The organism is Massilia haematophila, assembly GCF_042647645.1.
Classification (GTDB): Bacteria; Pseudomonadota; Gammaproteobacteria; order Burkholderiales; family Burkholderiaceae_D; genus Telluria; species Telluria haematophila.
The window spans coordinates 3,321,177-3,347,335 of sequence record NZ_JBHRVV010000001.1; the positions used below are offsets into that span (position 1 = coordinate 3,321,177).

The window sequence follows — 26,159 nt, forward strand, 5'->3', positions numbered from 1 at the left end:
GCGGCGCTAGGAGGTAATCAATCCATGTTCATCCAGCACGTCGTGCAGCAGCTCGAGACGGATCACCGGATTGTCGAGCATGAGCATGTTTTGTTTTTGCGAATTGGGCAGCGGCAGCAACTCGCACCAGCGGTTTGCGACCCAGCCGCAGTCGTCGAGCCGGAACGGCGGCTGCACGGGCCAGCGTTCCTGCGGCACGTCGTGCAGCGAAGCGAGCACCCGGTCGAGCGCATCGGCCGCCCCTTGCAGCTCGGACGGAATGCGCACCTCGTGGTCGCCCTCTACCAGTTCGACCTCCGCCATCCATAAACCGTTCAATTTTTGTTGCGAGGATTTCACTTCGAAGCGGGCGCCGCCGCGGCAGACGATCTGGAGCAGGCCCGGCGACGTGGCGGCGGTCTCGCACACCGTGGCGAGCGTGCCGCCTTCGACGAAACGCTCGGGCTGGCCGCCGCGCTCGCGCACTTCCTGTCCCTGGGTCAGCAGCACGACGCCGAAGGGCGCATCCTCGGTCAGGCAACGGCTGACCATGTCGAGGTAGCGCGCCTCGAACACCTGCAGCGGCAGCACACCGTCCGGAAACAGCACGGTGCTCAGCGGGAACAAGGGAAGAGAAATCGTCGCCATGCCCCATGATGACAGAATCGTCCGCCAGACCGCAGCACGATTGCCGATTCCGGCTCAGTCCTGGGGCGGGATCAAAGGTAGGTGGCGTAGCCTGTCGGCCAAGGCCCCGAGGCGCCAGCGCAGGCGGTCCCAGCCGGGGTCGGGCAGGCGCACCACCTGCACCAGCAACTCGCCGCCGGCAACGGCCGGGCAGGCATAACGGTAGTCGCCGGGATGCTCGAAGGGCAGCCGGAATTCCTGTCCCGGACGCAGCTGGAGCGGGCCGAACACATGGCCGACGCGGTCGCTGTTACGCAGCAGCAGCACGTCCTGCACGCCGAGCGTCAGCCGCAGCGTGCGCGGCAGCGCGGGGCGCCGTACGCCGGGCGCCGGGTCGAGCGCATGGCGGGGAATCTCGAACACACGCTCGTGACTGGGATAGCGCAGCGGCGCGAGCGCGGCCCACAGGAGCGCCAGCAGCGCGGCGCCGGTCATCAGCCACAGCGGCGAGTAGCGGCGAAGGGCGGGGCGAAAGGCGGGATGCATCGTGTTCCTTCAGGAGACGTGCCGGCGGCACGGCGGCCGATTTTATACCGGGAATATTGATTCCTGTAAAATCGCAGACGCTGCAAACAGGCCGTGCACGCCCCCTCCTGTGCGCCCCGGCGACGATGAGATGCGTATGCTTGCGGCATCGAGAAGCCCCCCTATTTCACTTCGTCCAGGCGGACGCACGGCACCCGACCCTACATGCAGCGTTCAGACCCCGACCAGAGCAGCCCCCTCCCCCACGCCACGGCGCGACGGGGGTGGGGGCCCCTGCTGCTGGCCGGGCTGGTGTTCGCGATCTCGCTGCTGGTCACCGGGGTTGCCTGGAACGGCGCACGGCGCGTTGCCGCCGCCGACCTCGAAGCCCAGTTCGACTACCGCGCGCGCGAACTCGCCACCGGCACCGTGCGCCGCATGGCGGTCTACGAGCAGGTGCTGCGCGGCCTGCGCGGCTTCATGCGCGGCAGCGTCGACATCGAGCGCCGCGATTTCGCCGAATACTTCCGCGTCCAGAACCTGCAGGAACATTTTCCCGGCATCGAGGCGCTCGGCATCGCCAGCGTCGTTCCGCCGCGCCAACTCGCCGCGCACGAGGCGGCGATCCGCGCCCAGGGCTTTCCCGGCTATGACGTGCATCCCACGGGCGAGCGCCCGATCGTGACCTCGATCACCCACATCGAACCGTTTACGGGACGGAACCTGCGCGCCTTCGGCTACGACATGTACAGCGAACCGGTGCGGCAGCGCGCCATGGCGGCCGCGCGCGACAGCGGCACCGCGGCGATGTCGGGCAAGGTGGTGCTGGTGCAGGAGGGCAGCAACCCGCAGCCCGGCTTCCTGATGTACCTGCCGATCTACCGCAGGGGGATGCCGGTCGCGACCCTCGACGAGCGCCGCGCCGCCATCGCCGGCTGGGCCTATGCCCCCTTCCGCATGAACGACCTGATGCGCGGGGTCGGCGGCGCCCATGCCTCCGACCTCGACGTGACGATCTACGACGGCGTGCGCGCCGAGCCGGAAGCCCTGCTGTTCCGCTCGCAGCCGACGCCGTCCTGGCGCACGCCGCTGCTGCGGCGCACCCTGGCGGCGACGATCTCGGGCCGGCCGTGGACGCTCGAGATCGCCTCCTCGCCCGCCTTCGAGGCGCGGCTCGACAACACGCGTCCGCGCGTGATCGCCGGCACCGGTATCGGCCTGGGCTTCCTGCTGGCCCTGGTGGTGTGGCTGCTGGCCAGCGAGCGGCGCCGCGCGCTGCAGCTGGCGCGCGCGATGACGCTCGAACTGCGCCAGTCCTACGAGCGCATCGCGGCCGAGCGCGCACGCATGAACGTCATCCTGCAGAATGCCCACGACGCCTTTGTCGCGGTCGATGCCGGCGGGCGCATCACCGACTGGAACGCCCAGGCGGCGCGCCTGTTCGGCTGGAGCGCGCAGGAAGCGCTGGGACGCGATGCCGGCGAGCTGCTGCTGGCACCGCAGCATGGCGCGCCCGACGCCCAGGGCTTCGCGCGCCTGCGCGCGCACGACGGCGCGCCCATCGTTCCCGGCGAGCCGGCCGAACTGACCTTGCAGGGACGCGACGGCCACGCCCTGCCGGTCGAGATCGTGGTGGCCCTGCTGCCGGCCGAAGTCGGCAGGGGCGCGAGCGCCTTCATGCGCGACCTGCGTCCGCGCAAGCAGTTCGAGGAACGCGAACGGCTGCGCCAGCAAGGCCTGGACGAGGCGCGCGCGGCGCTGGCGCGTTCGCAGAAGCTGGAAGCGGTCGGCAAGCTGACCGGGGGCGTCGTCCATGATTTCAACAATATCCTGCACATCGTCAGCGCCAACGTGCAGTTGATGCTCAGGTCGGGAAAGAGCAGCGAGAAGCGCCTGCACGGCATCCTCGACGCCGTCGACCGCGGCGCGAAGCTGGCCTCGCAACTGCTGGCCTTTGCCCGGCGCCAGCCGCTGCACCCGAGCGTGGTGAACGTCGCCCAATTGCTCGACCGCATGGACAGCCTGCTGCACCGCGCCGCCGGCGATGCGGTCGAGATCGCGCGCAGCGCCCCCGAAGGACTGTGGAACACGCTGGTCGACCCGAACCAGCTGGAAAACGTGCTGCTCAACCTGGTCATCAACGCGCGCGACGCGATGGAAGGCAGCGGCAAGGTGACGATCCGCCTCCAGAACGCCCGCATCGAACACGCCGAGGCCGAGGCCGAGATCCTGCCCGGCGACTATGTGCTGGTCGCGGTTGCCGACACCGGCCAGGGCATGCCGCCAGACGTGATGGAGCGCGCCTTCGAGCCCTTCTTCACGACCAAGCCCGAAGGCAAGGGAACCGGGCTCGGCCTGTCGATGGCGCACGGTTTCGTCAAGCAGAGCGGCGGCCACATCCGCCTGGAAAGCAGGCCCGGCGCGGGCACGACGGTCAGCATCTACCTGCCGCGCTGCGAAGCGGAAGCGGAGCAAATGCCGGCCAGCCACGGCCATGCAGTGCAAGGTTCCTGAATCGCGGCGGCGGCCGACGGGCCGGCGCCTCAATGCGCCGGCCCGGCACGCGCCAGGCTGCGCGCGATGGCGCCCACGTGACGCTCGTCGGTGCCGCAGCAGCCTCCCACGAAATTCATTTGCGGCAACAGCGTGCGCAATGCCAGGTATTCCTCGCCCAGCTCTTCCGGATTGCCGTCGTCGAGTTCGGTCGATTCGTCGAGCTCGGCATGGCTGCGGCGCGAGGCGTTCGCACGCAGGCCGCGGATGCGCGCGCGCCATGCGCCGTCTTCCTCGAGCGCCTGGCCGATGTGGCTCGGGTGGGCGCAATTGATCATGTAATAGGCGCAATAAGCACCGGTCTCGGCGTCGGTGCGCAGGATGGCCTCGGACAGCGCATCGCCCGACGGCAGGCGGCCGTCGGTTTCCACAGTGAACGAGATCGCCACCGGCATGTCGCAGGAAGCGGCGGCATCGACCACGCCGATCGCCTCGTCCGGATAGGTCATGGTGAAGGCGGCGACCATGTCGGCCTCGGTGCCGGCGAAGGTGGCAACCTGGGCCAGGTGGTAGTCGCGCGCCTCGAACGCGCGCATGCGGCGGTCGGCGCGGTAGCCGTCGCCGCGCGGGCCGAGGTTGCCGCTGATGACGATCGGGTTGGCCGGGCGGTCCCAGCGTTCGCGCACCTCGGCCACCAGCGCCACCGCGGCCCGGTTCGCCTCGGCCAGCGCGAGCGCGTTGTAGCCGAGGCCGCGCGCCCAGTCCGGGTTGGCGCGCCAGGTCGGCGTTTCCAGCACGGCGCCCGTGCCGTGCTCGTGGGCCATGCGCGCGAAGGTGTCGAAATAGGCGGCCAGCGCCTGCCGGCCGCGCTCCTCGCGCAGCAGCACGAAGGAGGCGAACGAGGGCAATACGAAACCTTGCTGGAAGCTCAGCATCGTTTCGAGCCCGGCATCGGACAGGAAGATCCGTCCGCCCAGCTGGGGCAGGCGCTTGCGGTAGCGGCTCATCGTGCCTCCTGAAAGAAGGGAGCGTCGCATGCTTGGAACGCGCCGGCGCCGCTGCGGTTCCCGGCTGGGTGTGCAGCACGGCTGACGTTGCGCAAGATCGACTCGTAGGGTGGGTACTTGTACCCACGCGTGAAGCCTGCGTCGTGTTGACGTTCAATGCAGCGCCGCGTCTGCTCATCGTCGTGTTGACGTTCAATGCAGCGCCGCGTCTGCTCATCGTTTACGCGTGGGTACGAGTACCCACCCTACGCCACGCGCATCGCGGCGGCGGCCAATTTCAGCGCGCCAAACCGTTGCGCATATCCGTCAGACGCGACGGTAAGGGCGCTGGCGCACATTGTGCGCACGCGGCCTCTGGCACACTCGGCACGAAAGGAGAACGCCATGAACGACCTTCGCCAGCCCGCCCTGCCGGTCCATCGTGCCATTCCCGAGGCGCCGGGCTTCGACAACACCTATGCCCTGCTGAGCGAGGGCTACCGCTTCATCGGCAACCGCTGCGACGCCCTGAATTCCGACATCTTCTCGACGCGCCTGATGCTCAAGCGCGTGGTCTGCGTGCGCGGCGAGGCGGCCGCGCGCATGTTCTACCAGCCGGGGCGTTTCACGCGGCGCCGCGCGATCCCGCCGACCGCGCTGGCGCTGCTGCAGGACCACGGCAGCACCCAGGTGCTGGACGGCGCAATGCACCGGCTGCGCAAGGAATTGATGATGGCGCTGCAGTCGCCGGAGCAGCGCGCGCGCCTGGTGGCGCTGGCCGAGGCCGAATGGCGCAAGCAGTTCGCGCTGTGGACGCGCACGCGCCAGGTGGTGCTGGTCCAGGAAGCGCAGGCGGTACTCTGCCGCGCCGCCTGCGCCTGGGCCGGGGTGCCGCTGGCGAACGCCGACGAGGCCGTGCTGCGCACCGCCGAGTTCTCGGCCATGATCGACGGCGCCGGCACCGTGGGCCCGCGCAACTGGCTCGGCCAGTCGCTGCGCCGCCATACCGAGCAGTGGGCGCGCGAGCGCATCAACGCGATCCGCATGGACGGCGCGCTCGACCCCGACAGCCCGGCGGCGCGCATCGCCTACCACGTCGATGCCGACGGCGAAGTGCTGTCGGGCGAACACGCGGCCGTCGAGCTGATCAACATCCTGCGCCCGGTGGTGGCGGTGGCGCGCTACATCGTGTTCGGCGCGCTGGCGCTGCACGAATTCCCCGAGTGGCGCGAGCGCCTGGCCGCCGGCGACGATGCCGCGCTCGACATGTTCGTGCAGGAAGTGCGGCGCTACTACCCCTTCTTCCCGGCGGTGGGCGGGCGCGTCCTGGAAGAATTCGAATGGCAGGGCCTGCGCTTCGCGAAGAACGACTGGGTGCTGCTCGACCTCTACGGCACCAACCGCCACCCGGGCAGCTGGGGCGGCGACGGCGAGCACTTCCGCCCGGGACGCTTCGAGGGCCGCCAGGGCAGCGGCTACGACCTCGTCTCCCATGGCGCCGGCGACTACGCCAGCGGCCATCGCTGCCCGGGCGACACCGTGACCGTCGAACTGACGAAGTCGGCCCTGCGCTTGCTGGCGTCCGAGGTGGCCTACGAGGTGCCGCCGCAGGACCTGAGCATCGACCTGGCGCGCATGCCGACCTTGCCGGCCAGCGGCTTCGTGATGGAAGGATTGCGGCTGCGGCGCTGAAACAGGATTGAATTAAGCGGCGAGCCGTTCGGCGACGCGCCCGCGTCCACCCAGCTTGGCTTCGTACATGGCCAGGTCGGCGTGGTGCAGCAAGGCCTCGGCATCAAGGGCCGAGTCCGGGTACACGGCCACGCCGAGGCTGCCCGAGATATGCAGGGTCGCCGCATCGAGCGCGAAGGGGCGGTTCAGCGCCGCCAGGATTTCCTCGGCGACGCGGCGGGCATCGGCCGCGGCGGCGATGCGCGGCAGCAGCACGACGAACTCGTCGCCGCCGAGGCGCGCCAGGGTGTCGGAGGCGCGCAGGGCGGCGCGCACCCGCGTCGCGACATGTTGCAGCAGCACGTCGCCGACCGCGTGGCCATAGGTGTCGTTGACCGGCTTGAACTTGTCGAGATCGAAGAAGACGACCGCCAGCTTGTGCTTTTCGCGCTGGGCGCTCAACAGGGCCTGGCGCAGGCGGTCGCCGAACAGCAGGCGGTTCGGCAGGCCGGTCAGCATGTCGTGGTGGGCCTGGTGGCGGATCTCGTCTTCCTGCAGCTTGCGCGTGTCGATGTCGGCGACGGTGCCGACGATGCGCAGCGGCCGCCCACTCGGCGCGCGCTCGACCACCCGGCCGCGCGCCAGGATCCAGCGCCAGTTGCCGTTGCCCAGCCGGGTACGGTACTGGCCCTTGTAATGCGCGGTAACGCCGTGCAGGTGCTCGTCGAGTCCGCTCAGCACGGCGTCGACGTCCTCGGGATGGGCCATCGCGCGGAAGGTGTCGCGATCGAAAGGCAGCAGGCTGCCGGAGGCGTCGACGATGCCCTGGGCGCTCGGCGACAGCGTGATCATGCCGCTGGCAAAACTGTAGTCCCAGACGCCCTCGCCGGCGGCATTGAGCGCCAGCTTCCAGCGCGCCTCGGCCGCGGCCAGCGCCGCCACGGCGTGGCGCCGGCTGTCGGCCGCGGTGAGCGCGATCCAGCCGCCCGCCGCCAGCAGCAGCGACACCGCGCAGCCGATGGCGACCATCAGCGAGCGCTGGCCGGCATAGCGCGCCTGGGCATCTTCGACCGCCTGGCCGACCGTCACCACGAGGCCATATTCGGGCAGGCTGCGCCAGCCGTAATAGCGCTCGATGCCGTCGACGCGGCTGATGCGGTGGAAGACACCATAGGGCGGACTATCCGGCGTATACGGTGCGCCGGCCAGTGTACTACCGCTGTCGTGCGCCTCGCGCGAGCGCGAGGTCCGGGCGACGATGACGCCGTCGGTGCGCACCAGTGCGATCGAGGCATTCGCGCCGAGGTCGATGTTGCGGTAGAAGCGCGAGAAGTGGGCCGGCGCGACAGTGGCGGCCATGACCCCTGCCAGCGTCCCGTCCTCGCGGTGGATCGGCCGTGTGAAGTGGACCATCCACAGGCCCGAAATACGCTCCCTGAGCGGCTGGCCCATGACCAGGCGGTCGCGTCCGGCACTGTCGAGCTGAGCACGTATGTGCGGGCGGTCGCTCAGGTCCACCGGGCGCGAGAACTTGCCGCTGCTTGCAAACTGCACGATGCCGCGCGCGTCGGTCACCAGCACGTTGATCTTCAGCTGGCCATGCAAATGCTCGTTGAGTTCGTCCACGACCTGCGTGAAGTGGTCCGGATGGCGCAACCAGCTCAGCCGCAATTGGCTGAGGGACAGGTCGATCGTCGTGACGGTCGAACGTACTTCCTCCGCAAAGGCATGCGACAGGTTCTGGACGTTGCGATGGCTTTCATCGCGTGCGGTGGCCGCCAGCTCGAGGTGCGCGCGCGCGATCAGCGCCCATAGCAGCGGTAGCGCAAGCAAAAGGAAAAGCGCAAGACGCAGGAGCACCGCGCGGCGAAAATAAGGGCGCACAGCGCGAACGAAGCGCAGCGACGTGTCGATCTGATGGGGCATGGCCGGGAACGACCCGGCAGCATGAGGGTCGGCTGAATGACAGTTGACGAAAGATTACCTATAAATTGTATAGGTGGCGTATCTCTACAGCAAGAAAAACCGGTATAAGTGTTGTTTCAATGCACGTTTAATTTCTTTGCGGAATGAAATATTCTTTCATTTTATTTCTTTTATGAAATTAAATTTCATGCCCATGCGGTCGTGCATAATGCAGGTTCACCTCTCCCAAGCCGATGAAACTCCTCCTTAACATCGCCGGCGCGCTGGCGCTCGTGCTCGCGATCCTCGGCCTGTTCCTGCCGCTGCTGCCGACCACGCCCTTCCTGCTGCTGGCCTCGGCCTGCTTCGCCCGCGGATCAAGCCGCCTGCACGGCTGGCTGGTCAACCACCGCGTGTTCGGCGTCTACCTGCGCAATTTCGAGGCGGGCAACGGCATTCCGCTGCGGGCGAAGATCGTCGCCTCGGTCATGATGTGGAGTTCGCTCGTGGTGGCCATGGTGCGCTTCGAGCACCTCGGGCTGCGCATCGCGCTGCTGCTGATCGGCTGCAGCGTCAGCCTGTATGTGTGGCGCTACTTGCCGACGCTGCGCACTGTCGCGCGCTAGCGCGCTAGCGTGCACCCGCATTGTCCGCGATCGACTGCGCCACGCCCTCCTCGACATCGCCCAGGAAACGCGCTCCCGCCCCGGACAAGGCCAGGCTCGGCGCCGCCAGCTCCAGCAAACACGCCAGCATCGGCCGGAACCAGCCGGTATCGCTGCCGAGCTCGGGATGGGCGTGGGTGTCGGACAGGTAGATCACCGCACGCGTCACCATGTTCGGATCGCGCCCGAGCAGTTCCACGTATTCGGCATGCTGGGTGGCCTCCTGCGCCAGCCGGTGGGTGACGGTCTCGAGGATATCCTGGGAAGCGCCCTGGGTCCCGGCCAGCAGGATGCGGGCCAGCGCGGCGCAGGCGTCGTCGAGTTCTTGGGTAAGCAGGTGCATGGTTCTTTCGTGGTTGATTGAAGTCGTCACTGAAGTCGTAACGCTCGGCATGACTGTGCCGGGTTCGGCCCTTTGACCGATAATCGTAAGCGATATCCACGATCGGCGAACAGCATGGAATTTCAATTTCTCGGCACCTCGGCAGGCACCCCGACCCGTGCCCGCAACGTCACCGGCCTGGCGCTGCGCGCGCCGGGCGGCAAGGCATGGTACCTGGTCGATTGCGGCGAGGCGACCCAGCACCGCATCCTGCGCACCGGCTTTTCGCTGATGACGCTCGGCGCGGTCTTCATCACCCACATCCACGGCGACCACTGCTACGGCCTGCCCGGCCTGCTCGCCAGCGCCGGCATGCTCAATCGTAGCGCGCCGCTCCTGATCGTGGCCCCGCCCTCGGTGCGGCGCTTCGTGCAGGCCGTGTGCGAGACCAGCGAGCTGACGCTGCCCTACCCGCTCGAATTCATCGACGTCGAGGAAGCGATGGACATCGACCGCCTGCCCGACGTGGGGGTGCGCGCCACCGCGCTGTCGCACCGCGTGCCGACCTTCGCCTACAGTTTCACCGAAAAACAGATCGAGCGGCGCCTGGACATCGACAAGCTGCGCCGCGACGGCATCGCCTCCGGCCCCGGCTGGGGGCGGCTGCAGGCTGGCGAGGACATCGTACTCGCCGACGGCACGCCGGTGCGCAGCGCCGACTACCTGCGGCAGCCGCGCGCGGCGCGCAAGATCATCGTCGCCGGCGACAACGACACCCCTTCCCTGCTGGCGGCGCAGGCGCAAGATGCCGACGTCCTGATCCACGAAGCCACCTACACCCAGGCGATCCTGGAAAAGATCGGGCCCGGACCGCAGCACAGCTCGGCGAAGATGGTCGCCGCCTTTGCCCGCGAAGTGAAGCTGCCGAACCTGGTGCTGACCCACTTCAGCCCGCGCTACCACGACCTGGGCGAGATCGAGGAGGAAGCGCGCGGCGAGTACGAAGGCCGGCTGTTCCTGGCGCGCGACCTGCAGCGCTATGCGCTGGAGCGGCAGGGGGAGCTCGCCCTCGTTCCCGACTGACGCGCAGGCGCTATGACCAGACGTCGCTGCCCTGCTCCATCGCATTGCGCAGCCGCTCGGCGCTCACCGGCGGACTGAAGAAATACCCCTGGAACTGGTCGCAGCGGTGCGCGCGCAGGAAGGCCAGCTGCTCCTCGGTTTCGACGCCTTCGGCGATCACCTTCAATTGCATGGTGTGCGCCAGCGCGATCACCGCGCAGACAATCGCCGCGTCGTCGGCGTCGGTGGTCAGGTCGCGCACGAACGAGCGGTCGATCTTCAGCGCGTGGATCGGGAAGCGCTTCAGGTAACTCAAGCTGGAGTGGCCGGTGCCGAAGTCGTCGATCGACAGGCTGACGCCCATGTCGCTCAGCTCCTGCAGGGTGGCGGTGGCGCCGGCCGGGTCGGCCATCACCACGCTTTCCGTGATCTCGAGTTCGAGCTGGGCCGCGTCGCAGCCAGTCTCGGCCAGGATCTGGCCGACCAGTTGCACCAGGTTTTGCTGGTGGAACTGGCGCGCCGACAGGTTCACGGCCACGGTCATGGACGGCAGGCCGGCCTTGCGCCAGGCCACGATCTGCTCGCAGGCGGCGCGCAGCACCCAGGCGCCGATCTGGACGATCAGCCCGGTCTCCTCGGCGATCGGGATGAACTCGGCCGGCCCGACCGGCTCGCCGCCCGGCGGGTTCCAGCGCAGCAGCGCCTCGACGCCGACCTGCTCGCCGGTGGCCAGGTCGATCTGCGGCTGGTAGTGCAGTTCGAACTCGTGCCGCTCCAGCGCACGGCGCAGGCCACTTTCCAGGCGCAGGCGGTCGAGCGTGCGCGCGTTCATCTCCTCGGTATAGAACTGGAAGTTGCCCCGCCCCAGTTCCTTGGCGCGGTACATGGCCGCGTCGGCGTTCTTCAGCAAGGCGTTGCTGTCGACGCCGTCGCGCGGATAGATGCTGATGCCGATGCTGCCGACCGGCGAGAACTCGTGGCCGAGCACGTTCATCGGCAGCAGCAGGGCCTCGAGCAGCTTGGCCGACAGTACGGCGGCGCCGTCGGCGTCGGCCAGGTCCGGCATCAGGACCACGAATTCGTCGCCGCCGAGCCGGGCCACGGTATCGCCTTCGCGCACGATGCCGGACAAGCGCCGGCCGGCCTCGACGATCACGTGGTCGCCGGCTTCGTGGCCGAGGCTGTCGTTGATGGTTTTAAAACGATCGAGGTCGATGAACAGGATCGCCACCTGGTGGCCGCTGCGGTGCGCCATCGTCAGCGCCTGGTCGAGCCGGTCCATCAGCAGGCTGCGGTTGGCGAGCCCCGTCAGCACGTCGTGGCTGGCCATGTGGCGCAGCTCGTGCTCGTACTGCTTGCGGCGGGCGATGTCCTCGATCACGATCATCAGGTTGACGTCGCCGCGGCTGGAGACCATGCGCGACACCGCCACGTTGACCCAGACCGGCTGCCCATCCTTGCGCACATAGCGCTTCTCGATCGCGTAGCTCGGTATCGCGCCGGACAGCAGCATGCGCAGCGGCGCCTCGCTGGCGGGCAGTTCCTGTTCGAGCGACATCTCGCGGAAGTTCATCGTCTTTAGTTCTTCCTCGCTGTAGCCGACGATGGCCTCGAACTTGCGGTTGGCGCGCAGCCAGCGTCCATCGGGCGCCGCCTGGGCCAGGCCGACGGCGGCGTGGTCGAATGCGATGCGGAAGCGCTCCTCGCTGTCGTGCAGGGCGGCCTTGGCGCGCATCGGTGCGGTGAGGTCCTCGGCAATCAGGAGCAGCAGGTCTTCGCCGTCGAGCCAGACGCGCGACAGCGCGCAGCGCAGGTAGCGCGGCTGGCCGGCCGCCGCCTCGGGCTCGAGCGTCAGCATCAGCTCCTCGCGGTGCTCCGGCGCCTGCAGCGCGACCTCGATGGCCGCGCGCAGTTCGGGCTGGGGCAGGAAATCGATGTCCACGCTGGGCGGCACCGCCACGCCCAGCATCGTGCACATCGCCGGGTTGATGGTGCGCACCTGGCGCGCGCCGTCGACCACCATCACGCCCGACGGCAGGCTGGTGAGCACCTGCTCGGCGTAGTTCTTCAGCCCGGACAACTCGACGCGCCCGGCCTGCTCGTAGGTGTCGAGCGCCAGGCTCATGTCCAGGCAGATCAGTTTCAGCAAGGCGTCGTAGGTCGGGTGGTATTTCTCCGGCGTGTCCGCCAGCGCCTGGCGCAGCACCGGCGCCAGCTCCGCCAGGTACTTGCGGTAGGCGCCGATATACCAGCGGATCTCGAGTCCGACGTGCTGGTGCACCAGCCCGACCCGCACCCGGTTGCGTTCGTAGGCCGCGTCGTAGTCGCCGACGGTAAGGGTGTCGAAGTAGGCGGCCTGCAGATTCCTCAGGCGGGCGAAGGTATGGCAATCGTCGAGCAGCGACTGCAGCCGGGGAAAGCGCAGCAGGTGCTCGTAGAAGGACACGACCACCTCGGACTGGTGGGCTTTCAGGTAGGGATGCACGTCGCGCAGGAGCTGGACGTCGTGGTCGGTGAATTCGAGGTAGTCGCGGTACTGGCGGGAAGTCTCGGGGTCGGGCGCCATCAGGTCGGTCATGGCGTCGATGTCGAATTTTTTTCTTTTCATTGCTTAACGGAGGCGCCGGAGCGACAGGGTTGAATTACGCGGACGCAAGAATGACCCAGACCTCGACCGCCAGTCCTTGCGGTAGATCAAACTATTTCCTATGAACTATGGAAGTTGAGCAAAGGCATTTACACCCCGGCGAGGTCTTTGAACCACTCAGGCAGCTGGACTGCCCGTGCCGCCGCCCTTCCCCTTCGAATACGGCCGTGCCTTCCCCTGCCGTGGATTGTGCAACCCCAACCCAGCTCGGCAGGGATGGCGTACCGTGACTGACGACTCGCCGATCTCGCCATAAGCGCTTGTTTCTTAACGGATTATTTTCTCGGCGGCAGGCGAATTGTTGTCGAGCCATCCTCTACCCTGGAGATCACCATGCAACGACCGTTTCCTCTTCCCCTGCTCCTGTTGTCGCTGGCCCTATCCGCGGCACACGCCGCCCCTGCTTATCAGGAATACCGGGTCACCGTCGTCGGTCCGGCCAACAGCGCGGCCACGGACATCAACCAGGCCGGCGTCGTCGTCGGCACCTATCCGATCAGTCCCACCGCCACGCACGGCTTCATCAACCGCGGCAAAGGCATGATCGACTTGGGCACGCTGGGCGGCACGTCCAGCAACGCCGTGGCGATCAACGACAAGGGCCAGGTGCTCGGCAACTGGACGACCCGGGGCGGCCAGCAGCGCGGCTACATCTACTACCAGGGCAGGCAGCGCGACATCGGCGCCGTCCGGGGCAGGCACACGACCTACACCGACATCAACCATGCCGGCTACGCCACCTTGTTCGCGGGCACACCGTATCCCTACGATGACGCCGGCGTGCGCAGCTTCCTGCGCACCCCGGGCGGCACCCTCAGGGACATCGGCAGACTGATGTCCGACGAGAACGCACCGAGCATTACCCAGGCCATGGCGCTGAACAACCGGAACCAGGTCACCGGCGATTCCGGCCTCGGAACCGTCCCCGAACCGCTATCGCACGCTTTCACCTGGAGCGGCGGCGTCATGCGTGACCTGGGCAACTTCGGCCTCGATATCCGGAACGCGGGGAGCGCGATCAACGAGCTTGGCCAGATCACCGGCTACATGGGAGTGACGGAGGGCTATTGGGAGAAGATTGCCTTTTTTTACAGCAATGGCCGCCTGATCAGGATCGACAACCGCCCAGGTGACGAAACGACGGACAGGCAAAGTAGCGGCACCGGTATCAACAACCACGGCCACGTCGTCGGCACCAGCGACCACCTGTCCGGCTTCATCTGGCGCGGCCGGCGCATGGAAAACCTGAATGCGCTAGTCGACCCGCGGCTGGGCTGGGACATCTCCAATCCGCGCGCCATCAACGACGCCGGGCAGATCGCGGCCACCGCTACCCGCGGCGGCGTGCAGTATGCGGTGCGGCTCGACTTGATCCGGCCGCATCTGCTGGCGGCGCCGGACTTGGAGGCGGATGCACCTGCTGCGTCGGATGAGCAGGCGGCGGCGGAGGCTCAGACGGAAGAAGAGGCGCAGCTGCGGGAAGTGGTGAGGCCGGTGCGGCAGTAAGGGGGGCGTGGATCGTTGCTCTGGCCCCAGGCTGGATGCGGTGTCTCTACAGGAAATCTGAAAGGGCTGCGGGATACTGCGGCCCTTGGGCCGACAGTGAAAATCTTGGTAGGCCTCCCCGGAGTCGAACCGGGCACCAACGGATTATGAGTCCTTAGCACACACCGTTGGCGTCGATCTGCGATCGATACATTTTCCTTTTATTTTCAGAAACTTATGAATCCAGAATGCGGCATTAGGCGTCAGATTTAGCCGATTTATAAGGACCAGAACTGGACCAGACGACCGCCGCAGACCGGACGAAGACCGTCCCGACCTCGCGATTTGAAGCCGCTATCAGCTCGCCCATTGGAATAGTATATACCGCAAAATTGGCGTGAGCTTTCCGTCTATAACCCCGTTCTAGCGGATGGCAAGCCACCTTCGCAAGTGAGATTGGTAACATCCTAACCTCTGGTCTCGCTATCTCCGCGGTTCACCGGTAGATACCGATCTCACTGGCCCTACTACTCGCATGGCTACCTCCGATGCTTCTCACCACTGATTGGCTCCGCTGTAGCCCGACTTAGGCAGGCAGTGCTCGTTAGTGTGAGCGGTGTGGTGAGCTAGTCAGTGTACATTGCACGTTGGGGGGATATATGGCATATAAAACGACACCGCGTTCCTTCTTTATGACGTCCGTTTATTGGCCTCCATTAGCTCCTGCACGACTGGACCATGCTCTTTGACGACCATGTGTAACGCTTGTTTTTGGTAGTCACTGAACGACGGCATTTGGCCTTCCACGTACTTTTTCATAGCCGCGAAGAAGCAAGCAGCGTACACATTGGCGCCATCAATGTCGTCGTGATCGATGGAATATGCAGTGATATTGGAGAGTGACAAAATCGCGAGCACCTTCTCGCCACCTTTGCAGGCATCTGCGTCAGGAATATTAGCGCAGACATTGTTAATCAACATGGAGGCCTCATCACGAGAAATCGAAGCACCATTAGCATTCGCAATCTCAAATACAATTTCAGAAGCTTTTCGCTTAATATTGACCAGGCTAGATTCGCTTTGTGCTGAGGGGGATACATTAGATCCAACTATGCTCGCATCTGCTACGGCATACTTCCCAAGCCGCGTTTTTTTGAGAAGCTTATCATCTATCATCAGTCTGAACCGAACCATAAGATCTCTATCAGGCATCAGCTGCATAGTGATATCGTCGAGAAAGGTTTTTGCTCCATTGGGTCCATCAATTTCTGGATGAGACCGATTGAGTGCGCCCTTATAATCCTCTGGCTTAAAACCGCTATTGCGCGCGAACGACTTTGCCGTTTCGTTTCCGATACTTGCACCTTCGATCTCTTCGAGTATAAGTTGACGCATCAGACTGGCATCTTTTAAATTTTCCAGAACCATTTTCGCAAAATGCTCTGTCGCTGCGTCTAAACCGACTTTTTCAACGAACTCTTGCACTTTTGTTTTTTTATTTTTTCCAAAAAGACCGAACATAGCGCTCCTAATACTTTAGTTTAATAAGTACCTATCAAGCTGCGCACCGCGTCATTAATCATTCCTTAAACGTGGTAACTAGTGTTGCCTTCAGGTTTAATTAGCTTACTTCGCGCGCTATTCTTCTGGCGCGCAGCACAACCTCTTCCGGTGAAATCCTTCCAATTTATTTTTGTTAGATTTCTTAAATCGTGACTTTCGCCATAACCCACTGATGAATTTTGGCTTAAGAGACCGCGCGTGCTCGGAACGCCTTTGTGGTGAATACATCGATATCTGTCCGCCGGACACGGCGGCTAGCTGGCCGGTGCGACGCAAGCCCCACTGCCGGCTTATAGATATCCAGTCCTCGCCCTAATTTATATACTAAGCCATGGTCGCAAACGACGTAACGATCATGAATCGTCGGGTCAATTTTTATTGTAAGAACGGTGCCGTATGAGCGGAATAAATCGGTTCCCACCTGCTCCATGATTCGAACGTTCGCACCATTTCCGTCGTTCCACGTTCCGGACGTCACCACGACAATCTCTTTTGGCTTGGAGGCCTCAGCTACAATTAGGAGGAACTCTTTGAGATTTCGGACCTGATGTGGTGCGGCGAGGTAAGGGTCGATCAGGGCGATCCTGACACAACCAGACAGAAGCGCCCGGCTAAATATTTTTTCTAACGGCCACCCGCTTTCGCCATCGCTGAGCCTAAACCGGGCGAGACTTTCCTTAGCTTCCTTTTGAGTGGACTCAAGCCATTCTACTTCGCTATCCTCAACGTAATACGAATTAGACTTTGTCTCAATGACCGTAGAGATCGTCGCAACTAGGTCAGTTTCTGAATCTGCCGCTTCTTCGCCAACCTCTAATAATGGCGTGCAAGCTGCCATGACGGGCTTGATCGAGTCGACCATTACTTCACATCGGCGCTCAAACGTTTCACGCTCGTCTCCAATCTTAGCAGTGGCTGCGGCTTTGATGTCCTGCTCGGCCCCGGCCAGCGTAGCGTCGACTTCGGCCAATGCGTTTCTGGGCACACCGTCAGCCTCGACCGCGAGGAACTCGGCGAAAGCCGCTGCTCGCTCCTGTAGATGGTTCGTCAACGCTTCCTGAAGCAAACGTCTGACTTCGGCATAGAACACCCTAACTTCATTTGATTGGTTATAGGTAGTCCCCTTACCGAAAACCTCGGCAACCTTTTCTCTCGCTGCCGAAATTTTCTCGGACACTTCATCTGATACAAAGTCGTCCAAGAAGGAGATGATGCGTTGTTCTTCTGTTGCGATTAGCTCGTTTGCCGCGCTAAGGGACTTGTCCAACGACCCAGCCAGTGTTTTAGTAAGATCAAATGGCAGGCTGGCCCCAAGCTCGAGTTTCTCCGCCAACGCTCCGCTTGAAGAAGATAGAGCGGAAAGATGCTTCTCAAAATGCTCGACAAAAGACGCGAAGTGGCCCGTCATGTCTGAGAGCAGCTCCTGCACCCTTGGGAAAATCCTGTTCGCTACGCGCCCCTGCAAATTGTGCATGTAGCCCCAATAACCGGAGCGGCGAGTCTTCCAGTGCTTACCGACGTCGTTTGTCTCGAAGTCGCCAAGCTCCCGATCCGCGATCAGGCCTATCGCTTCGATAAGGTGATTGTTCCTTTTATTCGCGGCTTCAAGATTCTTTCGGAGGATAGTGACATCGGACTCTGCCGCTGTTTGAAACTTTTCCCTAACAGTTTCAAACTCCACACGAAACGTAGCGAGCCTTTGCTCGGCCACCTCCCCGTCCTTAATTCCATTAAGGGCTGCGCGACGGTTCGCAATTGTTCCCAGCAAGTCGTCTAATGCAGCCTTCGCTCCAGAAGCAATGTTTTGAGAAACAAGAGCTAGTCGCGACTCAGTCGACAATAGTTGAAGCAGCTGCGACTTCATATGCTCAATTCCACCCGGGTCGTCCGAGTAAATTCTGTGAGCTATGTCTTTTCCGTCCTTCCAGTCGCGGTGCTTCCGAGCTGAAGTGAAAACTAAACCGACGACTCCAAGCTGCTCCCGGTACCTACGCATGGTAGGGGAGTCTTCGCTTCCGAGCTCGTTCAGCGTAGCTTCGATCTCAGCGCGGATTCGGCGCTCTTCTCGCCTTATCCGCTGAGCCAACGACTCTGGATCCTCGTCGTTGTCGTCGGCCGCTGACAGATGCTGGTCATATGTCTTGTCGACCTGAGTAATAACAAAAATGAGTTGCTTGACCGTTCCTCTTCGGAGCAAGGTCAACATGAAATCCTTCTCCGATTGCCCGTAAGCAACCCCAGACTGGGTTAAGAAAAGAACCGCATCAACGTCCTCGACAGCTTTCTCGGTCAAGGTCACGCGAAATCGCTCTGTATCGTCCAGCCCTGGCGTGTCTACTAAGAGGACCCCTTCGTCAAGAAGAGGAGATGGCGACGATATTTCGATACCCTCAACTAAGCAATGGTGAGGGCGCGTGCCGGAGGTGAAGTCTTTTAACTTGCGTCGAAAATTGTTCTCAGATGCCTTGTCCCCGGGTTTGTCGAGAATAATTTCTAGACTATGGCCTCCGGGCTTCACATACATTCTTTCGAGTGCTGCAAGATCGAAGGTTTCAAGGATCTCGCCATCGGAGTTCTTTCGAGCTTTCCCATCGAAACTACTCCACATCTTCATCCGATGGGCGTCGACATGCTTAGGATCGTCTTGGTGAAGCTTACGGAGCTCTTGCCAAGCCTCCGCTCCGACAAAGCGGATCACTGCCTTAACTGTAGGGCCGTGCCGAAATGTCGTGACCGCCGCTGTCTCAGGACTGGTATCCTCCCCAGCCAGCCGTGCCCCGAGCAGTTCGTTGACAAAAGATGATTTCCCTGCCTTGAATCGTCCAACGACCGCAACCTTGTACCAGTCTGGGATCGTCTGGCCTTTAAGCAGTGTGTCCAGCGATTCGGCAGCCTTAGCGCAGTCTTTGCCGATACCCCAAGTTGGCTCTTTTATGTCGAGAGTCTTATGAAGAAGGGTCTCCCGAAGCGAATTGATGCTCCAGCGCAGCATTTGTATCTCGGTCCGTAACTCTTTCGGCGACTTCACCTATCATCCCCCTTAGAAACGCGCCTAGCTGCGCAAGTTAGCAGTTTCGCCGCTAGAAATATTTATTGCATCTTACACAATAATGACATTGATCAACAGATAACACAAGCTAGCCCTTAATGACCGACATTCTGGGTGCACATTGCATGTTGGGGGATAAAGGACAACCAAACGACACCAATGTCCCGCTCGCCTCCGCTCACATTAGAACAGCTGCCGTTGGGCTCAGTACCGTTACCTTGAGCACATCGTCGAGCTTGAAACGACGCTGAAACCAATACCCCAGCTCACTCTTGCCATAGATGCGTGGGGTTCCGTTTTGCTGATTGGCCCTCCTATCGAGGGTCGCGCGCACGAGCGCCCGCTCTGTGCCGCAATAAAGGTCAACGGTAGCGCCATGGGTACCAAACAGCTCAGAGAAGACAACTGGGACGTTAAAGAAGCCGCGCTCGTAGTAGGTCTTCCCCAGTCGTACAGTGAAGGTGGTGCCATCAACGCTTGAGTATGCGCTTGACCGCACCGTATTTGAGACTGACGTGGTCGGACCAACCGGCGCCCCGGCAACTGCGGACACCAAAACCTGCGCCCCCCTATCTGGGACAGACGAGATCGCTAAATTCGGTCGCGGCGCCTCTGAGGGGACCTGAGGCAGAGTATGAGTATGCGATATGGTCTCGCGGGTTTCCACCATGCGAGCCCCGTTCCACGGTGGCGCCAGCAGCGTAATAATGCTGTCCTCCAGACCCGCTGCCATATTCAGGTCAAACGGGCCAATGCGGTGCAGTCCCGGATCAATCCAGCCAAGGATGCGAACTTTCGTCCCCCCACGCAGTAGATCGAGCAAAGCCGCACGATTCCGCACGTTGGTCCGCTGACTCTGATGGGGGGAGACATAAGCCTGCAGCCGTACTGGGAGCGTTCCGGCAGTCTTGCCGACGTACAACAACTTCGATTCCGTCGCGAACGCATACAACGCCCGACGATGTGCCTGCAGCGTATCAAGCTGTAGCTGTAGCCCGTCCCCTGCTAAAGCCCAGCGACCGATTTCCCGAAACCCGATCTGAAGCAAACGATCCATGTGTTACCAGTCCCCAAGAGAAGCACGTGTGACAGCTACCGGCCCTACCATACGGATGATCCTACGCAGCGTGAAGGACAACATTCTTTCACAATGTCAATTATGCAATTATTTTTAACGTGGTGCTAGCGTTAAAGCGTCTGCCAAGGCGAACCGTGCTGAGACGTTAAACCCACGACCGCGAACGCCCTTTGTCAACATACGGCTCACCAGGTTCCCTAACCTCGGCGTCATTGATGAGGACGTCGTGGCGGGTTGCGCAGCTTGAAACGCGCGCCGAGAAAGGGTTTCAGTGCCTGCACCAGCTCGCGGCGCTTGATGTCGCGCGCCAAAAGTCTACGCCAGGTTCCATCCCCCTTCGCGCTTCGAACGAAGTCCGCTATCTCACGCTTAACTTCGATTACGTTCTTCCGTGCCGTCTCGTCATTTTGTCGCTTTGTGATGCGTTCAAGGTGGTCGATCTCATCTTTTTTCTTGAGCGGACTAACCAAGGGCACAGACTTTAGCGTCCACCGCTCGAAATCAATCTGAACCTCTGGAAGCGTGATAGCGAATGGCGCTTCTGATCCGTCGATAATGCAGATCCTGAGTATTGGGAGAGATAGATAGGATTCCACATCTTTAACGAATTCCGGGATCCGGCCGGCAACCGAACTAAGGTCACCGATTACGTCAAACGATATGTAACCCGTCAACTCTTCGTAGCCGAACAAATACGCTCGCTTGCTTTGGCTTCCCATGGTCGCAACTTCCACCGCTCGGATACGAAGACGGCACCTCGTGAGTAATGTTGGGCGAGTGCCTTTTAATGAAGCTATTCTCAAGCGTTTCCCAGGCCCAGTTCGTTCATGAAAGATAGTTTCCCGAAATGGTAGCCCTTCGGGTTGCAACAGTGCGCTCAACTCTCGATAAAGATGCGATGCCTTGAGCCCAGTAAGCGCTAATAACTCGGGAAGCAACTGATCCCATATGTCCAGTTTGCGTTCGCCACCTTTCGGGCGGCCCCTAGGCAAATTTTTCAGATTTCCGGTAGTGCCAAGATAATAACGGACGGTATTCCGTGTAACTTTATACCCGAGCTCTCCCGTCAGAGTTCTTGCAATTTCCTCATGTGGTCGCCCTGCTAAGTCGTCTATACGAGCGTGAAGCCTCTTTCGCTCTTCCGTTGTAGCCATGTGCGCTGCATCCGAAATAAATTCACCATTTTACCCGGACAATCCGCTTCGTTACGACGGCGGTGCCTGAGGGTTCTCTCGGCGGGCCGGCGGAAAGCTCAAGACTGGCTCGTGCGTCCCCAATTTGTAGAGGGAGACAGGGGCTAGCAAGCCCATTTCTAACCGATTACTATCCGGTCCGTGGTGCACGAAACGCGCCATAGAACTAGGGGTTTCCTGGTTCGTGTTCTTTAACAATCGAGAGGAAAAGCCGTGGTAGAGGTCACGTGCGCCGACACTTTGCGCCGACGTGCTCAAGACCTCATTACCACCCGCGGCGCCAAGCAAGCCGAAGTGTCTGTTGGTCTGGTATCAGGGCTAAGATATCTGCTCTACAAGACGGGCAAACACTGCTGGCTGCTACGCTACATCGATCCCAAAACCCGCAAGAAGACAGTTCGAGTCCTTGGGGGTGGTTCGATGGCGCAGGCTGTCGTCGAGGCGGTAAAGGTCAGAGAGCTCATCAGTGCAGGCCGCTCACCCAGCGAGACCAGGATCAGAGTCGGCGGGTTCTTTGATGAACACTACGAACCCTGGGCCAAAGTCAACTTGGCGAGCGCGTCTGACAGCGTAAGCCGCTTTAATCGATATATCAGACCGGAGATAGGGAACGCTGCAATTGCTGACCTGACTCTGCCGGTGCTCTTGAGCCTAATCGCAAAGCTGCCGAACCGACTTTCTGCAACGACTAAGAATCATGTTGCGGCTGTTGTGAAAGCGGTTTTTCGACGAGCGCATGAGCTCGGGTTTATTGAGTCAAACCCAGCTTTAGGTATCCGATTAAAAAAAATACACAACGCTAGAGATCGAGTCGCTAGTAAGTCGGAAATACAGGCGATCTACGACGCGATCAAACTTGAGCCGCAACCTTCATTGGCCGGGTTATTCATTCGACTGCTGTTTTGCACTGCCATGCGTTCAGGCGAGGCAAGACAAGCGAAGTTCGAAGATTTAGATGTCGAAAAAGGGCATTTAATCCTTCGACAGACGAAGAACGGAAAAGACCGGACAATTAGGCTCAACAACGAAGCCCTTGATGTGATCGCAGAATTGCAGAAGCTTCGCACAAGTGGTTATCTTTTCCCCGGTCCTAGGGGAAAAACAATGGGGCGACCCACTGCGGCCTGGAACCGCATACTAAAACGAGCTCAAGTTGAAGGGCTCACACTACACGACATTAGGCGCTCTGCACTGAGCCTCGGCATTAATGCGGGCGCCACCGTGTTCGAAATGGCCACGTTTGCTGGGCATTCGAGCATGCAAACTACATATGATCATTACTTAAAGCCCGATGATCACGCTTCCCGAAGGGCTAGCGAACTTATACAGAGCGGTTTGCCAAAGTACTAACCCTCTGAAAGATCTACAGCGGCATCCTGTCCCGCTTAACGGTAGCAAATGGCTAGCCGTTACGCAGGACAGGAATCAAGCGTGAAGCGGAACAGACGTTCTGCGCGCTTTCCTTGGCTTTCTGCCAAGGTTTACCATCGAAAGATAAGAAATGGCTAAGTATATTCGTGCTGTGCGGCTCCCGAACGGTGATCTGGTTTCGATTGACCATATTGCTACCGTAAAGCGCTTTGACTCGGGCGTTGGTCTGTTGGACCACCGCAACCGTATGGTTGGCTGGGTTGAGATCAGTGGAACCGAGGACGCCGACGAACAGTTCGCTACCGTGCTGGACATTTTCGACATGCTCATCAACGACCGCCGTCGTGCTGAGCAGCCGGACTGGAGCTTCCTGGATGAGGGCACTGAAGAACCCGAAGCCGCCTCTACCAAGAAGAGCTCTGTAAAGAAGTCTGCTGAAGATTAACTGACTAAAGCACTCACTTTTGCCGCCTACTTAAGGCGGCATTTTTTTTGTCTATGGTGGTGTCATTCGGTCGTTGGGGGATTAAGGAATGGAAAATGAAACCGTCGGTTTCGACGATGAGGACGATGCTTGTGAAGTCGAAGAGGCGTACGTGGATCTTTGTGCGAGGGACAAGGACAATGAGACATTACTGATGCACCTCGACATAGTGTTTGGGCCGCTAATGAAGCATTGTGCCGAGACGTGTACTAATCCGCTCAACAGCGTGCCCCTGTTAGAGACATCTCCGCTGTTGCGTCCCGATCCTGAGCAAATGCGTGCGCAGTCGTTGGCTGCACTTGAACGGTTTCGCGCGCAGGGTAAATTCAAACCGGGCGAGCATACAGCAGGCAAACGTTCCGCTCGTAAAGGCAAAGATGTTGTTTATATCGGCTTTGATGCTGAGTGGGAAGAGAAGAGCAAGGGGCGTAACCATGTTCTAAGTGTTCAGTTTCATTTGGTCGGACCGACCGGACGCATTTACGAAAAAGTGTTCGACATGAACGCTTCAGAGCGCGGCGGGGAGCGGATGCGGCTTGCAGATGCGCTCCAAGAAGTGCTTGAGGGGGCTGAGGATGAAGATGTACTTTTGGAATGGCCCCGAGAAGTTGTTCTGGTCGGTTTCTTCACTCGTGCGGACATTACCGTTTTCTCTGACTTCAAACAGCATCTCCGTCCGCAATTAGATGGTGTGGGGGGAACGCTCGCTTCTGTTAAGGGCGCCGCAAAAATTGCATTGCCGCTTACTCTGGACCGTATAGCAAGGATCAAGTCGCAACATCGATTTGTCGTCGGAGACGACTTCGACCCTAAAGAGCTGAGCGTCCGTCTGATTGACGCGCGCCTGTTTGTGCCGCCTGGCACAAATTTGTCCAAGCTCGGGTCAATGCTAGGGCTTGCCAAACTTGAGTTGCCAGCAGGTTATCGCAAAGATCAGATGAGCGTTTTTCAGCGAAAAGATCCCGAAGCGTTCAACCGGTATGGATTGCGCGATGCTGAGATTGCGGTTTGGTTCGTGCTTTGGGTTCGATGGTTCTCCAGACGCTATCTTCACTTACCAGCCCTAGCTGCAACCGCTAGTGGGATGGCGGTCCATTTGGCGGAAAAGTGCATGCATGAAGATGGTGTTCTCCCTGACGTGGCACTAAATTTCGAAAAGGTCGAGCTCCTGCGCTTTGACGCCCGCACTGGACTTCCACGTCGCTTTAGCGAAAGGCATCCCTCTCCTAAGCGCGGCTGGTTAGAAAAATTCCTTGCAGACTGTTACCAAGGCGGGCGCAACGAGTGCTACTGGTTCGGCCCGACTCCGATCATGAAATATTCGGACCCGGACTTGGCGGGGGCATACGTTACAACGCTGGTAGAGCTCAAAACCTTAGATTATGACAAGGTGTACACCTCGACCAATTTGAACGACTTCCTCGGTGATGTTGCTGGATTTGCAGAGGTAGCCTTCTGCTTCCCGGACGGAACCGCTCATCCATGTCTCCCTGTGAATGCTGGCGAGCGAGGGCTGATATTTCCACGGCGAGGCATCAGCCTATGCACATCGCCCGAAATAGAGCTCGCAGTAACGATGGGCGCGGAGATCTCAATCCGGTTCGGCTACATTATTCCGTGGGCTGAGAGATCTGATTTGATCAGGCGAAGCCAAGATGTTGCAAAGTCGTTAAGACGAGGTAAAACTAGGTTGAGAATGACCTCGCCTGGAACCGATATGGCCGGCTCGGTCGACGGCGTAGGTAGTCAACGCCACTACCGCCCATTTGAGAGCTTTGCCATACGCATTCGCGATCATCGCTCGAAGTTTCGACGCAAAACGCTACCATTCGAGTTCGTCAAACTGTTAGGTAATTCTCTATACGGGAAAACGGGGCAAGGCTTCCGCGACAAGCGTACCTTCGGCCCCCGAGAAATGGGGAGTGTTAAAGTTGGACAGTCCCGTGTGTCCGAGCCAGCCGTTGCCGCATTAGTGTGCGGTATGGTTAGGGCCGTTGTAGGCGAGATTTTGGCGAGGTTGCCTGATGGCATCCCTGCTGTCTCCTGTACTACTGACGGTATGATTGTCGGTGGAGAATTGGCTGATCTAGACCTGAGTGGCCCAATCTGTACACGATTTCGCGAACTCGTCGAGTTGGTCACGCCTGGCATGCCGATGCTGGAAAATAAGCATACGGTGTCGCAGGTGGTTGCTATGAGAACGCGGGGGCAGCTGACCGGGTTACCGTACGGAAGCGAACCAATCGTGTTGGCGAAAACAAGCGTACGTCCACCTAGTGATGCTGCTGATCCTAACTTATGGATGGTAAAACTGTTCGCCGATCGCGCTCCTGGTCAGATGATGCAACAGGAGTCATTCATTTCAATGCGTGACCAACTGACCAAAGGCTGGGACCTGCAGATGGAACGATCCGAGGTAAAACTCAATCTTGAGTTCGACTTTAAACGGAAACCGGTTAAACCCCATCTTGGGCGCATTGGCTTGGCGGGCGTTGAGCACCTTGCGTTCGACACTGAACCTTGGGATACCGTCGATCAAGCCGTTGAGGCCCGCATGCTGTTTGATGGGTGGCGACGGGATCGATGTCTAAAAACTCTGGCGGACTTCGAGGATTGGCAGGCGTACTATTCTCTTCAAATTAGTAATACAAGAAGACGATCCGCGATGACTCAAAAAAGTGTCTCGGGTGGACAGGAAATCGATTCGTCTGATAAGGCGAACCTTGTTCGCGGATCGCAGGGTGGAATATACAAGACGAAGAGGACGGGATACGTGGGAATTGCGGTCAGAGCATTTCTCATAGCTTATTCTCAACGTAAATGGGGACTCGATGGCACTGAAAGGATGACACAAGCTGCTCTTTCGAAGTGGCTCACAGATCAGGGCTACCCAACGAGTTTGAGTTCGGTAAAGAATGCAAGCCGATCGAAGCTGCATGATGAGGCTGTGCCCCATACTGCCGACGTCGAACGTTTTATTGACGTCGCCTGCGCAAAATTTCCAAGGCTAGAGCGCGATCGCTTTTTCATCAAGCCGCTTTAATTCCGTAAAAA

At 60.8% G+C, this 26,159-nt stretch carries 18 protein-coding genes; 8 read left to right on the top strand and 10 right to left on the bottom strand.

The annotated features are described in order from the left end of the window. Positions 1-6: 6 nt before the first annotated feature. Complete coding sequence (locus ACFOPH_RS14705; protein WP_379736061.1) at positions 7-627, bottom strand: LON peptidase substrate-binding domain-containing protein; 621 nt, start codon at positions 625-627, stop codon at positions 7-9. A 54-nt stretch (positions 628-681) separates the two neighbouring features. After that, positions 682-1,152 (bottom strand): cupredoxin domain-containing protein, encoded by a 471-nt coding sequence (locus ACFOPH_RS14710; protein ID WP_379736063.1) that lies wholly within the window; start codon positions 1,150-1,152, stop codon positions 682-684. Positions 1,153-1,356: 204 nt separating this feature from the next. Here ACFOPH_RS14710 and ACFOPH_RS14715 point away from each other — a divergent pair, with 204 nt between their 5' ends. Continuing rightward, positions 1,357-3,645, top strand: coding sequence for a CHASE domain-containing protein (locus tag ACFOPH_RS14715; protein ID WP_379736065.1), 2,289 nt, complete (start codon positions 1,357-1,359; stop codon positions 3,643-3,645). A 29-nt stretch (positions 3,646-3,674) separates the two neighbouring features. On the opposite strand, the gene ACFOPH_RS14720 is transcribed toward ACFOPH_RS14715, so the two are convergent. Then, positions 3,675-4,631 carry a homocysteine S-methyltransferase family protein gene (locus ACFOPH_RS14720; protein ID WP_379736067.1) on the bottom strand — a complete coding sequence of 319 codons (957 nt, stop codon included), beginning with the start codon at positions 4,629-4,631 and terminating at the stop codon, positions 3,675-3,677. A gap of 384 nt (positions 4,632-5,015) precedes the next feature. Here ACFOPH_RS14720 and ACFOPH_RS14725 point away from each other — a divergent pair, with 384 nt between their 5' ends. Beyond that, positions 5,016-6,302 (top strand): cytochrome P450, encoded by a 1,287-nt coding sequence (locus ACFOPH_RS14725; protein ID WP_379736069.1) that lies wholly within the window; start codon positions 5,016-5,018, stop codon positions 6,300-6,302. A 12-nt stretch (positions 6,303-6,314) separates the two neighbouring features. Here the strand turns inward: ACFOPH_RS14725 and ACFOPH_RS14730 are convergent, their stop codons facing one another. Further along, positions 6,315-8,114: a diguanylate cyclase domain-containing protein gene (locus tag ACFOPH_RS14730; RefSeq protein WP_379736071.1), complete on the bottom strand. Its 1,800-nt coding sequence runs from the start codon at positions 8,112-8,114 to the stop codon at positions 6,315-6,317. Positions 8,115-8,440: 326 nt separating this feature from the next. On the opposite strand from ACFOPH_RS14730, the gene ACFOPH_RS14735 reads away from it, so the two are divergent. Continuing rightward, a complete protein-coding gene (locus ACFOPH_RS14735) occupies positions 8,441-8,812 on the top strand; it encodes a YbaN family protein (RefSeq protein WP_312550144.1) in 372 nt (123 codons plus the stop codon). Between the two features lie 4 nt (positions 8,813-8,816). On the opposite strand, the gene ACFOPH_RS14740 is transcribed toward ACFOPH_RS14735, so the two are convergent. Continuing rightward, on the bottom strand, positions 8,817-9,194 hold the full coding sequence (locus tag ACFOPH_RS14740) for a hypothetical protein (RefSeq protein WP_312550145.1): 378 nt from the start codon (positions 9,192-9,194) through the stop codon (positions 8,817-8,819). Between the two features lie 114 nt (positions 9,195-9,308). Between ACFOPH_RS14740 and ACFOPH_RS14745 the strand changes: the two genes are divergently transcribed. After that, a complete protein-coding gene (locus tag ACFOPH_RS14745; protein WP_379736073.1) occupies positions 9,309-10,256 on the top strand; it encodes a ribonuclease Z in 948 nt (315 codons plus the stop codon). A 10-nt stretch (positions 10,257-10,266) separates the two neighbouring features. On the opposite strand, the gene ACFOPH_RS14750 is transcribed toward ACFOPH_RS14745, so the two are convergent. Continuing rightward, positions 10,267-12,843 carry an EAL domain-containing protein gene (locus tag ACFOPH_RS14750; protein WP_379736075.1) on the bottom strand — a complete coding sequence of 859 codons (2,577 nt, stop codon included), beginning with the start codon at positions 12,841-12,843 and terminating at the stop codon, positions 10,267-10,269. A 372-nt stretch (positions 12,844-13,215) separates the two neighbouring features. Between ACFOPH_RS14750 and ACFOPH_RS14755 the strand changes: the two genes are divergently transcribed. Then, positions 13,216-14,388 carry an HAF repeat-containing protein gene (locus tag ACFOPH_RS14755; RefSeq protein ID WP_379736077.1) on the top strand — a complete coding sequence of 391 codons (1,173 nt, stop codon included), beginning with the start codon at positions 13,216-13,218 and terminating at the stop codon, positions 14,386-14,388. Positions 14,389-15,057: 669 nt separating this feature from the next. On the opposite strand, the gene ACFOPH_RS14760 is transcribed toward ACFOPH_RS14755, so the two are convergent. The 4 genes from ACFOPH_RS14760 to ACFOPH_RS14775 form a co-directional block, all read right to left on the bottom strand. Beyond that, positions 15,058-15,888 (bottom strand): hypothetical protein, encoded by an 831-nt coding sequence (locus tag ACFOPH_RS14760; RefSeq protein WP_379736079.1) that lies wholly within the window; start codon positions 15,886-15,888, stop codon positions 15,058-15,060. 226 nt (positions 15,889-16,114) lie between these two features. Then, positions 16,115-18,922 carry a dynamin family protein gene (locus ACFOPH_RS14765; protein WP_379736081.1) on the bottom strand — a complete coding sequence of 936 codons (2,808 nt, stop codon included), beginning with the start codon at positions 18,920-18,922 and terminating at the stop codon, positions 16,115-16,117. Between the two features lie 235 nt (positions 18,923-19,157). After that, complete coding sequence (locus tag ACFOPH_RS14770; protein ID WP_379736083.1) at positions 19,158-20,036, bottom strand: hypothetical protein; 879 nt, start codon at positions 20,034-20,036, stop codon at positions 19,158-19,160. 230 nt (positions 20,037-20,266) lie between these two features. Further along, positions 20,267-21,211 (bottom strand): hypothetical protein, encoded by a 945-nt coding sequence (locus tag ACFOPH_RS14775; RefSeq protein WP_379736085.1) that lies wholly within the window; start codon positions 21,209-21,211, stop codon positions 20,267-20,269. A gap of 252 nt (positions 21,212-21,463) precedes the next feature. Between ACFOPH_RS14775 and ACFOPH_RS14780 the strand changes: the two genes are divergently transcribed. From ACFOPH_RS14780 to ACFOPH_RS14790, 3 genes are all read left to right on the top strand, one after another. Next, the gene (locus ACFOPH_RS14780; protein ID WP_379736087.1) at positions 21,464-22,600 is read left to right on the top strand and encodes a tyrosine-type recombinase/integrase; all 1,137 of its coding nucleotides are present in this window, start codon (positions 21,464-21,466) and stop codon (positions 22,598-22,600) included. A 151-nt stretch (positions 22,601-22,751) separates the two neighbouring features. Further along, positions 22,752-23,066, top strand: coding sequence for a hypothetical protein (locus tag ACFOPH_RS14785; protein WP_379736089.1), 315 nt, complete (start codon positions 22,752-22,754; stop codon positions 23,064-23,066). Between the two features lie 88 nt (positions 23,067-23,154). Further along, entirely contained in the window at positions 23,155-26,148 is a 2,994-nt protein-coding gene (locus tag ACFOPH_RS14790; RefSeq protein WP_379736091.1) for a hypothetical protein, read from the top strand. Positions 26,149-26,159: the final 11 nt, after the last annotated feature.

What these genes read in the sequence shown, in the direction of transcription:
- ACFOPH_RS14705 (WP_379736061.1), bottom strand. Translation starts at nt 627, where the DNA reads ATGGCGACGATTTCTCTTCCCTTGTTCCCGCTGAGCACCGTGCTGTTT.
- ACFOPH_RS14710 (WP_379736063.1), bottom strand. Translation starts at nt 1,152, where the DNA reads ATGCATCCCGCCTTTCGCCCCGCCCTTCGCCGCTACTCGCCGCTGTGG.
- ACFOPH_RS14715 (WP_379736065.1), top strand. Translation starts at nt 1,357, where the DNA reads ATGCAGCGTTCAGACCCCGACCAGAGCAGCCCCCTCCCCCACGCCACG.
- ACFOPH_RS14720 (WP_379736067.1), bottom strand. Translation starts at nt 4,631, where the DNA reads ATGAGCCGCTACCGCAAGCGCCTGCCCCAGCTGGGCGGACGGATCTTC.
- ACFOPH_RS14725 (WP_379736069.1), top strand. Translation starts at nt 5,016, where the DNA reads ATGAACGACCTTCGCCAGCCCGCCCTGCCGGTCCATCGTGCCATTCCC.
- ACFOPH_RS14735 (WP_312550144.1), top strand. Translation starts at nt 8,441, where the DNA reads ATGAAACTCCTCCTTAACATCGCCGGCGCGCTGGCGCTCGTGCTCGCG.
- ACFOPH_RS14740 (WP_312550145.1), bottom strand. Translation starts at nt 9,194, where the DNA reads ATGCACCTGCTTACCCAAGAACTCGACGACGCCTGCGCCGCGCTGGCC.
- ACFOPH_RS14745 (WP_379736073.1), top strand. Translation starts at nt 9,309, where the DNA reads ATGGAATTTCAATTTCTCGGCACCTCGGCAGGCACCCCGACCCGTGCC.
- ACFOPH_RS14750 (WP_379736075.1), bottom strand. Translation starts at nt 12,843, where the DNA reads ATGAAAAGAAAAAAATTCGACATCGACGCCATGACCGACCTGATGGCG.
- ACFOPH_RS14755 (WP_379736077.1), top strand. Translation starts at nt 13,216, where the DNA reads ATGCAACGACCGTTTCCTCTTCCCCTGCTCCTGTTGTCGCTGGCCCTA.
- ACFOPH_RS14760 (WP_379736079.1), bottom strand. Translation starts at nt 15,888, where the DNA reads ATGTTCGGTCTTTTTGGAAAAAATAAAAAAACAAAAGTGCAAGAGTTC.
- ACFOPH_RS14765 (WP_379736081.1), bottom strand. Translation starts at nt 18,922, where the DNA reads ATGCTGCGCTGGAGCATCAATTCGCTTCGGGAGACCCTTCTTCATAAG.
- ACFOPH_RS14770 (WP_379736083.1), bottom strand. Translation starts at nt 20,036, where the DNA reads ATGGATCGTTTGCTTCAGATCGGGTTTCGGGAAATCGGTCGCTGGGCT.
- ACFOPH_RS14775 (WP_379736085.1), bottom strand. Translation starts at nt 21,211, where the DNA reads ATGGCTACAACGGAAGAGCGAAAGAGGCTTCACGCTCGTATAGACGAC.
- ACFOPH_RS14785 (WP_379736089.1), top strand. Translation starts at nt 22,752, where the DNA reads ATGGCTAAGTATATTCGTGCTGTGCGGCTCCCGAACGGTGATCTGGTT.
- ACFOPH_RS14790 (WP_379736091.1), top strand. Translation starts at nt 23,155, where the DNA reads ATGGAAAATGAAACCGTCGGTTTCGACGATGAGGACGATGCTTGTGAA.